The organism is Chitinophaga sp. MM2321, from assembly GCF_964033635.1.
GTDB lineage: Bacteria > Bacteroidota > Bacteroidia > Chitinophagales > Chitinophagaceae > Chitinophaga.
This window is the reverse complement of sequence record NZ_OZ035533.1, coordinates 3,478,321-3,491,091: the sequence shown is the minus strand read 5'-3', so window position 1 is coordinate 3,491,091 and position 12,771 is coordinate 3,478,321. Positions and strand designations below refer to the sequence as shown.

Genomic DNA, 12,771 nt, shown 5'->3' with positions numbered 1-12,771 from the left:
AATCATGAGATCATTCATAACGATTATAGCTATCGCCGCCCTCTCGCTTTCATCCTGCAAAAAAATGCTGGAAGAAAAGCCCTATGGCGTGTTTGCCAACAACAATTATTATAATACAGAACAGGATGCCATGAATGCCCTGTTATATGCCTACGATCCGATCAACAATATTGAATACGGGGCCCGCTTCCTTTTCAACCTGGTGGACATTACAACCAACCAGTACAAGTTTTATGGAAAGGGGCTGGAAACAAACCTGTATACCTGGGATGTGGATCCAAACACCGAAGAATTCCTGTACTTCTTTAAATACGCTTATCTCGGCGTTAGCCGCGCCAATTCGGTGCTGGAGAACGTAGAAAAGATGGAGAATATTTCAGCTGCCAGCAAACGCCAGTTTTTGGGAGAAGCCCATTTTCTGCGCGCCTTCCATTATTTCATGCTGGTACGTACTTATGGCGAAGTACCGCTGCACGATAAGGTAGTGGAAAGCGTAAGCCAGACAAAAGCCGATTATGGTACCATACAACAATTGTATGAGTTCATTATCAAAGACCTGGAAGCAGCTATTCCCATGCTCACCATTTCCAAACAGGCCGGACGCGCTGATAAAGTAGCCGCCCAGTTCCTGATGAGTAAAGTGTATTTAACCATGGCATCTTCCGGAATGACCGGCGCGCCTGGTTATGAATGGGTGGGTGATTACGAACAGACCTACACAAAAGCTGCGGAATATGCCGATGCAGTAGTGAATAACCAATCTACCTACGGTCTTGATCCAAGCCTGCTGAATGTATACGATGTAAACCACCAGGCAGACGGTATGGAGCATATCTTCATCACTTCTATGTACAGGGATGGTAAAGGGTTTGAAGGTAATTTCTCCCAGTTGCCGCAGATGTTTGGCATTGGTCTGCCCTCCATCTTTATTGCCAGTTCCCTTACCGGTGGTGCAGGTGTGCAGAAGGTGATCGATGGTACTTCCTGCTGGAGTTATTATCGTGTTGATAATGATTTTTATAACACTTATTCAAACGATGATATCCGCAAAAAAATGATGGTCACTACCATTTACAATGAAAATGGTTCCGTACTGGCAAATTATGCGCCTTCAAATATCAATAGCGGTAACGCTACAGTGAGTGCATTTTATTTTCCTTTCTGCCGTAAATACACAGATCCGCAGTCACTTACCAACCGTACCAGCGCCAACCTTTACCTGATGCGGTTTGCAGAAGCGGCACTTACGTATGCAGAAGCGGCAGGTCCAACAACAGAAGGGTATAAATGGGTGAATAACGTGAGAGAAAGGGCAGGATTACAACCGCTGCAGACAGGACTGAGCCCGAAAGAATTCAGGGAGGCTATATGGCAGGAACTTACCTGGGAGCTGGCCTTTGAAGGGCATGGTCTTTTTGAACTGCGCCGTACAAACCGCGTTGTGCAAGGTATCACGAATAAACAGGTGAAACAGGAATACGCCTATTTCTATCCTGTACCACAGCGTGAAGTGGACCTAAACCCGAATAAATAATTCCTTCAATCCAATGGTTATGAAATTCATCAACAATAATCGGGCTGTTTTCAGTCTAATCATAGCATGCTTACTCTTTGTCGGTTGCCAGAAACAGGAACATGAGCTGACTAGCGGAAACGACTATACGCTTTCGTCGCAGGCCGATGTAAATAAATTCTCGGTACAGGATAATATCCGTACCCTCACCATCACCGGTGCTGATGTTACGGACTTATCTTCCCTGCAATTCAAATCAGTGAAGAACCTGGTCATTGAAAATACCGGGCTTACCGATATCAACCTGGTAAACCTGAGTGCGATCACGGTTTCTTTTACTATCCAGGATAATGAGCAGCTTGCAGCTATCAGTCACCTCGATAATTTCAAGTTCCATAGCGGGAACCTGTTGATCAAAAATAATAAGGTGCTGACCAACATTGATGGTTTGCTGCACCTGAAAATTTTTAAAGGAGACCTGACTATTACAGATAATATTTTATTGGGAGAAAACCAGCCCTGTTCTTTTGATTCGGTCGGTTTTTGCGTGGTCAAATACCTGATGAACAACAGCGTTATTAATGGTACCGTAACCTTGTCAAACAACCATCCAAACTCCGTTTCAGATCCTACATTGATCGGGGAAATGGCCGGAGGAAATATCATCAGTTATGTACTGGGATCAAAAGGGGATGTAGAGCAGTTTAACCCGCTTTCTGATACAGCCATGGACCTGAAGATCACCGGCATGGACATCACCGATGTAGTGATCGGTACGATCAAAACAAAGTTGAAAGCGGTGAAGGGTACGATTACACTGGAAGGTACTGCGGTCACTACAACAGAAACGTTCTTTAATTCCGTCAACTGTCTTGGAAGCATTGTTTTAAGGAATAATGCGGAGCTGGTGAACCCGCAGGGTTTCAAAGATTACCGGATCATCAACGGGGATCTTATCGTTGAAAACTGTCCGAAGTTTGCTTATTGGGGCTTTCCTACAGGGGCAGCCAGTTTCTCCGGTGTTACACGTATAGAAGGTAGTCTTCGTCTCAATCCCGTACCGGCTATGGGCGATGGCGGCGCTGGTTTCACTTCACTCAGTTATGTAGGTGGTGATTTTGAAATTACCGGTGATAAAACAAAAGGCGATATGTGGAATATGGATACCTGGTACGTAGTAGGCGGTGGTATTAAACATATCGGCGGAAACCTGATCTACAAAAATCACTATAAGGTGAACGGGCTGGGAGGTTTACAGGCGCTGGAATATATCGGAGGCGATGTGTACATCCTTGATAATGGCGGCCCTGACGGACTTGTTCCTATCACCACAGCAGGTGGACAGGTCGGTTTCTGTATTGTAAGGAACTGGGTCGATAACGGGGTGCTTAAGAAAACGGACCCTGTGATACAGTTACGTCCGAAAGCAGGTGATCCTTTCATCGATATTAACACCCTGCCGGCTTGTAATTAATACTATTGATTTGATCAACTTATTAAGAATACAATGAAAAAGCTATTTATATTACTGGTAACAGTAGCTGGTCTTACGGCCTGTAAAAAAGACAACACGGAGACGGTTATCCAACGTCCGCCACTGGAAAGAAATTATACTTTTTCCGATGGCGTGATACAGCGCAATGTGCTGGAAAGCTATTTGTCGCGCGCCATTACGCAGGCCGAAATACTGAACTCCGATGGTTTCTACAGCGACGGCCCTTATCCTGATAAGGCCGACGATTTCCGTATGCTTACCAATATAGGCGCCAAGTTTATCGGCAGGGCCCTGTATAGCTGGGGAGTGGAATCACGGTTTAATGGCCCTGCTTTTCTCGACAATGCCAAGGCTATGATCGACCAGGTGCATCAAACTGATGCGGACGTTATTTTCCAGGGCGCTATTTTCGAAATCATTACGCCTGATGTAAACAATGTACCGGTGCCGGCCTGGGTATTCCAGGAATATGATATGCCGGTAGAAAACAGGAACTTCAGGTATGATGATATGATCAACCTGCAAGGCAATGGCGTTGGTATGTGGGGTACGGGCAGCGTGCCGGATATTTCGCGGAAAGAAACGCAGATGTACTTCTATCACCTGGCGCGTCGTTTCATGGAAGCCGGTATAGAGGCGCTGCATTTCGGACAGGCTGAACTGATGGCCATGGCGGATGCGGGCAACGGCTATGCAGGCTGGAAGGACCTGCTGGGGCGGATCAGGAATACCGCCAAAACAGTGGCGCACCGAGGTACCGTGCTTTGTGATGCGCATTTACCAGGTGGTGGTCTTGCAGTAGATGGGAAATTGCTGTTCGACTTCGTATCTTTTCCTTTGAGGGCAAAAGAAATTGGCGGTGAACCACAAAAGGCTGAACTGAAAAAGTTTTACCTGGACGCCATTTATGGTTTAACGAAAGGTGGCACTACTCCCAGTGGCTGGGAGTGCGATCAGTCGCCCTACCTCGTGGAGTTTGATAATTTTGGTATGAGCGATCAACCCGGTACGCCCAGTGTCGCAGATATTTTTGTATGGGGATATGATGAAATCGGGTGGTTCTATCGTCAGCCTACGGCAGAACAAAATGAATTTCTTGAATACGCTGATAAATGGATCGCACGGGTAGATCCCAATGGATACATCCAGATGCCCGGCAGCCGCGTGATAGCTCTGGGAGGCGGACAAGTTACCCGCTACAGGGCTAACACAGAAAGCAGCAGCTGCCCATCCGGAAAAAGCCAGGAAGAAACCATCAAAAAAATATGGAGTAAATAAAATATTATGAGATCATTACACACATATCTGTTCGTATTGCTTTGCTGGCTAATGTCCGCAAGCTGCGCCGATCATAAGGAAGATCCTTATCATATAGACCGCAAAGGTATTTCACAGGAGGTGTTGGAAAATTACCTGAAACGCTCCGTTACGATGGCGGAGTTCCTGACGGTAGACCCGTACTGCGTGGATGCCAGTTACCCGGCTAAGGAAGATGATATCCGGCTGATAGAAAATATCGGCGCAAAATTCATTGGACGGGCCATCTACCGCTGGGGTAAAGAAGATGTGCTGAATGAAACAGGCTTCCTGCAAAATGCGGAGCGGCTGGTGAAGGCAGTGCATGAAAATGATAAGGACGTGGTTTTTGAGGCGGCGGTTTTTGAGTGCATCACCACCAAAGTGAACACCATCAAAATACCGGAATGGACCTTTAAAGCACTGGACCTTCCCGTGGAGGACAGGAATTTTCGGTACGATTCCATGCTCAATAGCAAGGGCGTATTTGTAAACCACTGGGGCGCCGGTAGCAGTGTGCCCGATATTACCCGTTCGGAAACGCAGCTATGGATGATGTTCCTGGCAGGCACTTATATCGGCATCGGATGTGAAGCCATTCACTTCGGACAAATCGACCTGATTGGGATGGCGGATAATAATTATACGCAATGGTCCGCATTCCTGGATAAATTACGGCAATACGCAGGTGACCATGCGCGCCGTAACTGGATACTGTTAGACGCACACACACCGCATGGTGGCATGGTGGTAAACGGAAAAAGTCTGCTCGATTTCAATGCTTTTCCATTGCGCGTAAAAGAAGTGCCGGAAAAACCTATGGAAGGCGTGCTGGAGAAAGGTTACCTCGATGCTTTTTTTGGAAGGAGCAAAGGCTGTATCACCCCTTCGGGCTGGTCTACCGATGCCTTGCCTTATCTCGTTGAGTTAGACAATTTCGGTGTAAGCGAAAAGCCCGGTGTTGCCGATACTACTTCGCATTACACCTGGGGTTATGATGAAATTACCTGGTTCTATTTGCAGCCCGAAGCCTATAAAAAGGAATGGCTCTGGTATGCCCAGCGTTGGATCAATGCGAATGATAAAACCGGTTACCTGGAAATGCCCGTATCGCGGCTTATTACCCGTGGTCAGGGATTACCGGTTGTTAAAAACCGTGCTAATACGCCATCACCTGCTGTACCGGATGGATTGAATATTGAAGAAACGATCAAGGAGATCTGGCAAAAGGAATCGCGTTAACCAGCTGGTGTTATGCAGAAATTACTGATCATATTATTGTTGACCATGAATAGTGCTATTTTATCCGGACAGGAAAAAAGGACCTTACTTAACTGGGAAATCGGCTACCATAAACAGGTAGCCGATGCTCCTGCGAAATGGATGCCGGCTGCCGTACCCGGTGCTGTGCAGCTGGATGTCATGAAAGCGGAGCATTACAAACAGCCCTACTGGTATGGCGATCATGTTTTGCAGTTCGACTGGATGGAAGATTATTTTTTTACTTACAGAACAACGTTTAAAAAGCCTGCATTGACTGCTGGTCAGCAATTGTACTTTCATTCAAAAGGGATCGATTATCATTTTAAAGTGATCCTGAACGGGGAAGAACTGCTGGAGCAGGAAGGGATGTTTACGTACGTAGATCTTGACCTCACCGGCAAACTAAAAGAAAACAATGAACTGAAAATAATATTACGGCCCGTGCCAAAAATAGAAGCGGCCAAAGTGTTTGTAAAAGGCACCGAAACCTACCGGCAGAATGCGCGCGAGAGTGCCAAACCTGCCGTTAGCTATGGCTGGGATTGGCACCCACGGCTGGTTACAAGAGGTATCTGGGATGAAACTTACCTGGCGCTGCGTAACAGGTCGCATTTAACAGATGCAGCGGTGACTTATCAATTAAATGAGTCGTTATCCGCTGCAAATATTGAACTGAATATCGCTGGTCAATCACTGCATAACACGTCTTTTAAATGGTTACTGAAAGATGATAAAGGAAAGATAGTTGTTGAGAAATCAGGCATCCTTGCGGATGATCAGCAAACTGTTTCCGCACAACTGGACCAGCCTAAACTCTGGTGGCCCAACGGTTACGGAGAGCCGGTATTGTACACCAGTGAACTGGAATTGTACGACAATGATAAAAAAAGAATCGATCAGCAAAGCAGTAAAGTAGACTTCCGTAAAATCAGGCTGATCATGAACGAAGGCGCCTGGGATGAACCGCAAACTTTCCCCGTAACGCGGAGTGTATCGCCCGCCAGCCTGGAGGTAAACGGCCGGCGCATTTTTGCAAAAGGAACGAACTGGGTACATCCGGAGATCTTTGTAGGATTAATTACAGCTGAACTTTACGAAAAACAGATCAAACTGGCGAAAGAGGCACACATGAACATCTTTCGTGTATGGGGTGGCGGTATTACCAACAAACAATCTTTCTTTGATCTCTGCGATCAGTATGGGATGTTGGTGTGGCAGGAATTTCCATTAGCCTGCAATAATTACACAGACGATCAATCCTATTTAAATGTACTGGAACAGGAAGCGCGTTCCATCATCAAACGTGTGAAGAATCATGCCTGTCTTGCTATGTGGAGCGGTGGTAATGAACTGTTCAACAGCTGGAGCCGCATGACCGATCAGTCGCTGGCCCTGCGCCTGCTGAACAGCATCTGTTATCAGCTGGACCCACACACACCTTTTATTGCTACGTCCCCGCAATACGGTATGGGGCACGGTTATTACGTATTTGCTGATCTTGAAAAAGGGACCGAGTTATACCAGTGGATGGCGAAGGACCGGAAAACCGCGTACACAGAGTTTGGAGTACCCGGCGCCGCCAATATCAGTGTGCTAAAATCATTTATTCCATCCGGCGAACTATTTCCACCTGCACCAAATACGGCCTGGGAGCTTCATCACGGCGTAGGCGCCTGGGGCGATCACCGCTGGCTCGACCTGCCGGTACTGGAACATTATTTTGGCAAGATCCATTCTTTGGAAAAGCTGGTGGAGTATAGTCAGCTTACACAATCGGAAGGACTGCAATTCATGTATGAAGAAGCGCGCCGCCAAAAGCCATATTGTAGTATGGCCCTCAACTGGTGTTACCAGGAACCCTGGCCCAGTGCAGCCAACAACAGCCTGCTCAACTGGCCCAGCGAAGTGAAGCCCGCTTATTATGCCGTGGCTAAAGCCTGCCGGCCCGTGTTGGCAAGCGTGCGCGCGCCAAAGTTCTCCTGGAAAACGGGAGAGGCTTTTACCTGTGATGTATTTGTGTTGAATGATACCTATGATGCATTGGCGTCTTCGCAGGTAACCGTCGCGATCATCTGCGACGGGAAGGAGCAAACCATTCTGAATTGGGATTTCCCCGGAACAAAAGCATTTGAAAATGCAGCCGGTCCTACCGCCAGGGTAGTACTGCCTGCCATGAAGGATCAGTTATTCAAGGTAAAGGTAAGCGTGAAAGGGAAGCCGGATTATACATCTGAATACACTTTCCTGCATTTGAAAGATGCGGCTGAATAATAAATACAACTGCCGGATAAATAAACGGCATTCTCAACTTGTATATACAAGTTAATCTGACTAAATTTGTTTTATGAAAGCATATAAACTAAACAGACTGTTTAACAGTAAATCCGGTCACTGTTTTGATGTGGCCATTGATCATGGTTTCTTTAATGAATTTTCCTTCCTCAATGGTATAGAGAATATACAGAAAGCAGTGGAGATCCTGGTGAATGCTGCACCGGATGCCATACAGCTTACCACCGGCCAGGCGCATTACCTGCAATCCATTCCCGGTAAGGAAAAGCCTTCGCTGGTTTTGCGTACGGATGTAGCCAATGTATATGGCAATGAACTGCCCCGTGCTTTATTCAGCAGGATGATCGCTAACCCGGTAGAACAGGCCATCAGGCTGGATGCTACCTGCGTAGTGGTAAACCTGTTCAGGATCCCCGGCGAGCCTGAAGTGACCGACCAGTGTATCCAGAACATCCTGCAAATAAAACCTGTTTGTGATCTGTACGATATGCCCTTGATGATTGAACCCCTGGTATTTCGCCCGAATGCAGAAGCAGGTGGTTATATGGTAGACGGGGATGTGAAAAAGATTGTTCCCCTGGTAAGACAGGCGGTAGAATTAGGTGCAGATATCATCAAAGCCGATCCAACGGATGATGTGAATGACTATCACAAGGTAGTTGAAACTGCCGGCCGTATACCGGTACTGGTACGTGGTGGTGGCCGCGCAAGCGATGAGGAAATACTAAAAAGGACCTATGGACTGATGCAACAAGGCGTGAAAGGTATTGTATACGGAAGGAATGTGATCCAGCACCCTAACCCTGCTGGCATGACACAGGCATTGATGGCCATTGTACATGAAGGGGCAACACCTGCGGAAGCAGCAGCAAAATTCCTTGTAAATAAAGTATCAGCTTAAAAAAATGTATGTATGCGGGATGGGATTATAGTTGGTGGTAACTGGATCATCGATCAGATAAAAATAGTTGACAATTACCCTGAGCAGGAAAAACTGGTGACTATACTGGAAGAATATAGCAGCAATGGTGGCTCGGCCTATAACCTGCTGAAAGGTTTCAGCAAGCTGGGCGCCGGTTTCCCGCTGGAAGCGGTGGGCCTGCTGGGCTATGATGAAAGAGGACAGCAAATCATAGAAGAATGTAATAACTTATCGATCGATACCTCCCAGTTACGCAAAACCACTGCAACTGCCACCTCGTATACGGATGTAATGTCAGTACAATCTACCGGCAAGCGCACCTTCTTTCATCAGCGGGGCGCCAATGCATTGCTGCATGAAGATCATTTTGATTTCAGCCGCTCAGGTGCAAAGATCTTTCACCTGGGGTACCTGCTGCTCCTGGACCAGCTTGACCAACCGGATGCCCAAGGTGTAACTGGTGCGGCAAAAGTATTGAAAGCCGCATCAGAAAAAGGGTTCATTACCTCTGCGGATATTGTGAGCGAGCATAGCGACCGCTTTTCAAGTATCATTCCACCATCACTGCCATATATCGACTACCTGTTTGTAAACGAATTTGAAGCCGCTATGCTGACCGGCATCCCCACCATAGATGATGCTGGTCAGATCCATATCAAAGGCTGCTATGAAGCGACATCGCGCATTATCGGGATGGGCGTAAGGCAGTGGGTGATCCTGCATTTCCCGGAAGGGGTTGTAGCCATGAGTGCCACCGGTGAAAAGCTTTACCAGCCATGCCTGCGTGTGCCTGCTGCAAAAATTGCAGGCGCAGTAGGCGCCGGCGATGCTTTTGCTGCGGGTGTACTGATGGGTGTTCACGCCCATGCGCCCTTACAGGAAAGCCTGCAACTGGGCGTTTGTGCCGCAGCGTCCAGCCTGTTCAAAGCTACTTGTTCAGATGGCATACTACCCGCTGCGCAATGCCTGGAGCTGGCCAGCCAGTTCGGCTACCGCGAGCACCCGCCGGGGGTATAGAGCTACCCTGGAAGCTGTCCGGGGAGGCGCTAAATATTATTTTTGCCAGGTGTCAGAAGGACTGATTTTGTGTACATTTGCGCATAATCTTATATTCATTGCAGATGAAAGTAACGGCGAATATCCCCTTGTATAAGCGGTTGATTGGAGAACTTAAGACATCGATAGACAATGGTGTATACAAAAAGGGTGACCTCCTTCCCTCAGAAAATGATTTGTGTAAAACTTATGCAACCACGAGAAGCACGGTACGGCAGGCATTGACCGGTCTTACCAACCTCGGTTATATTGTACGTAAACATGGTAAAGGAAGCATTGTTTCGGAGCCCAGTCAGGGCCTCGGCATTCTTTCGTTAAGTGGGGTTACCGGCGGTATCGGCGCACAGGCACTCACTACCGACATCCTGCAAAAGCCAACGAAACAGGCATGGCCTGAAGATTTTTTCTTTCCTTTAAGCGAAGAAGACCAGCAGCATGGCTGTATTTTTTTCGCCCGTTTAAGGTATATCAACAATATTCCCGTTTTGTATGAAGAAACCTATTTAACCAACTTTAATCTTCCGCATTTCTGTTCACGTAGCCTGGAAAACCGTTCGCTTTTTAATATACTCAACAAATACTACCAGGTGGAAGTGAGGGAAGGCGAGCAAAAGATATGGGCCGTTCCCGCCGGAAAAAATATCGGTAAGCTACTGGATATAAAAACCACACACCCGGTAGTGCATATGAAAAGAAAACTCCAGACTAATACACCCGGACTTAATATCTTTTCCTCCCTGTATTGTAATACCGCTGACTATTTCCTGCAGGATTATTTTTAGTGGCGGCTTTGAATACCAGGAGCACTTCATTGATTCGTTTCATATCAGCCACAGTAAGTTTGAAAATTGTATTTCGGAGTGTATCTTTCTCTTGGCATATAGATAATAAATGACATGAAGAAAACAATACCTTATATCCCTTTCATTATAATAACTGGATTAATGATGTATAGTATATATGTCGTGGGGACGAGCGGTATCATTTTTTCTTATGAACACTATATAGGGTTTGTTTTAATTCTCATAGGCCTGGTATCACTGAGGTTCAGTCCTCTTATAAATAAGCTGGATACCTTTTTTGCTTTACTTCTTGGTACCTTTAGTCAGGCGGCATTTACACCAATAATTACAAGGTATAGATTCGGATTTACAATTGAAGATAAAGGGTTGGATATAGTGATACAACCTTACTGCTTATTTTTAATGATGTTGTTTATAATATTGAATTGGCGTTTTTTGGGAAAGTTGATTAACAACTTGCAGAAAAGCTAGTGGGTAGCATGAAGGCCAACAAAACAATATGGAAGCAATTTTAAAAGGATTTGATACCTGATATTTATGTGGCAATAGCCCCATTAAGTATTTGGGTTCTGGTGGAAATAATGAGGAATAAGGACGGTAACATAGTCAACTTCAGGAAAACAAATTAATGTTCCTTCATGACTACTAGTTTGAAAGAAAATATCGATGGAACAACGACTCAACAGGTAGTGACTGATATTTTAAGTATATATAATAAGGAAAGATGAAAGAAGAAACTTTTATCGATTTAGTTACTTTTATACATAACTACTCAGGCAGTTTTGATCTTCCAATTAGGATGGAAACTTCAATAGAAAATGATCTTGGTATAACGGGAGATGATGGCGAGGATCTCATTGTGGAATTTAGCAAAAAGTATAGTGTAGATATTAAGAACTTTTATTTTACGAAATACTTCTATCCGGAACCGTCTATGATGCCTATGCCTAAGGAAATTAAGATATTAACAGTAGGTCACCTCATGAAAGCAATAGAGGCCGGGCGATTAGACGATGATATTATTAGCTCATAAAACGAAGAGAGGGTGTGTTAAAAACAAATTAAGTGCGTGAGAGTTGTCTATATGGCGACATATCAGGTATATTCCTGATTCATCTGTCAAAGAAATTCAATTTAATCTATTATTATGTCAGAATACCCATTACCCGCTTTAAGCAGTTATAAAGCACTTACTGCCACACAGATTGAAAGCTTCCGGAAGCAGGGGCATGTGCTCATTCCCGAAGTACTGGCAACGAATGAGGTGTCCGTTTACCGGGATGTAATCAGCAATGCCGCCCGGAAATTTAATACAGAGCAAAGGGCACTGAGCGAAAGAGATACGTATGGAAAGGCTTTCCTGCAAATTATGAATTTGTGGGAAGTAGATGAAGACGTAAGAACCTTTACGCTGGCCAAACGTTTTGGTAAAATTGCCGCAGATTTGCTGGGTGTAGACAATGTACGTATCTATCATGACCAGGCGCTATACAAAGAGCCGGGTGGTGGCTTTACACCCTGGCACCAGGATCAGTACTATTGGCCGCTGGATACCAATAAAACAGTGACCATGTGGATGCCATTGATAGATATTACAGAAGAAATGGGTATGCTCACCTTCGCCTCCGGATCGCAGCACCACGGCTTCGTAGAAAACCTTTCCATCTCAGATGAATCCGAAAGCAAGTTCGAAAGATTTATCAAAGAAAAGAACTTCCCGATAAGCCGCTCCGCTGCCATGAAAGCCGGCGATGCCACCTGGCATTATGGATGGACACTGCATTCCGCACCAGGCAATACTTCTCCGGATGTTACCAGAGAAGTAATGACCATCATTTTTATTGCAGATGGAGCGCATATCACAACGCCACAGAATAAACACCAGGAAGCGGATTGTCAACGTTGGCTCTGTGGACTCGAAGCAGGAAGTGCAGCAGCATCCAGGTTGAATCCATTGGTGTTATAAAAAGGATAGCGGCACTATTTATATGACAAGCACAAACCGCCATTTTCTTATTGGAAAAGAAATGGCGGTTTGTGCTTGTTTTGTTTAGGGATGCGTTGTATGTTTTGAAGAGAATATGATTGTGGATAATTACAACTATAGTTGTATAGTATTTATTACATTTTA

At 45.7% G+C, this 12,771-nt stretch carries 10 protein-coding genes; all 10 read left to right on the top strand.

The window, feature by feature from the left end; translation table 11 throughout:
- Positions 1 to 4: 4 nt before the first annotated feature.
- The 10 genes from ABQ275_RS13540 (at position 5) to ABQ275_RS13495 (ending at position 12,606) form a co-directional block, all read left to right on the top strand.
- Positions 5 to 1,534 carry a RagB/SusD family nutrient uptake outer membrane protein gene (locus tag ABQ275_RS13540; protein WP_349313671.1) on the top strand — a complete coding sequence of 510 codons (1,530 nt, stop codon included), beginning with the start codon at positions 5 to 7 and terminating at the stop codon, positions 1,532 to 1,534.
- 19 nt (positions 1,535 to 1,553) lie between these two features.
- A complete protein-coding gene (locus ABQ275_RS13535; RefSeq protein WP_349313670.1) occupies positions 1,554 to 2,987 on the top strand; it encodes a hypothetical protein in 1,434 nt (477 codons plus the stop codon).
- Positions 2,988 to 3,020: 33 nt separating this feature from the next.
- On the top strand, positions 3,021 to 4,286 hold the full coding sequence (locus tag ABQ275_RS13530; RefSeq protein WP_349313669.1) for a hypothetical protein: 1,266 nt from the start codon (positions 3,021 to 3,023) through the stop codon (positions 4,284 to 4,286).
- Positions 4,287 to 4,292: 6 nt separating this feature from the next.
- On the top strand, positions 4,293 to 5,546 hold the full coding sequence (locus tag ABQ275_RS13525; protein WP_349313668.1) for a hypothetical protein: 1,254 nt from the start codon (positions 4,293 to 4,295) through the stop codon (positions 5,544 to 5,546).
- Positions 5,547 to 5,558: 12 nt separating this feature from the next.
- Entirely contained in the window at positions 5,559 to 7,838 is a 2,280-nt protein-coding gene (locus tag ABQ275_RS13520) for a glycosyl hydrolase 2 galactose-binding domain-containing protein (RefSeq protein ID WP_349313667.1), read from the top strand.
- A 73-nt stretch (positions 7,839 to 7,911) separates the two neighbouring features.
- Complete coding sequence (locus tag ABQ275_RS13515; protein ID WP_349313666.1) at positions 7,912 to 8,760, top strand: aldolase; 849 nt, start codon at positions 7,912 to 7,914, stop codon at positions 8,758 to 8,760.
- A 12-nt stretch (positions 8,761 to 8,772) separates the two neighbouring features.
- Complete coding sequence (locus ABQ275_RS13510; protein ID WP_349313665.1) at positions 8,773 to 9,798, top strand: carbohydrate kinase family protein; 1,026 nt, start codon at positions 8,773 to 8,775, stop codon at positions 9,796 to 9,798.
- Positions 9,799 to 9,902: 104 nt separating this feature from the next.
- Complete coding sequence (locus ABQ275_RS13505) at positions 9,903 to 10,619, top strand: GntR family transcriptional regulator (RefSeq protein ID WP_349313664.1); 717 nt, start codon at positions 9,903 to 9,905, stop codon at positions 10,617 to 10,619.
- 745 nt (positions 10,620 to 11,364) lie between these two features.
- Positions 11,365 to 11,673, top strand: coding sequence for a DUF1493 family protein (locus ABQ275_RS13500; RefSeq protein ID WP_349313663.1), 309 nt, complete (start codon positions 11,365 to 11,367; stop codon positions 11,671 to 11,673).
- Between the two features lie 114 nt (positions 11,674 to 11,787).
- On the top strand, positions 11,788 to 12,606 hold the full coding sequence (locus tag ABQ275_RS13495) for a phytanoyl-CoA dioxygenase family protein (protein ID WP_349313662.1): 819 nt from the start codon (positions 11,788 to 11,790) through the stop codon (positions 12,604 to 12,606).
- Positions 12,607 to 12,771 lie beyond the last annotated feature (165 nt).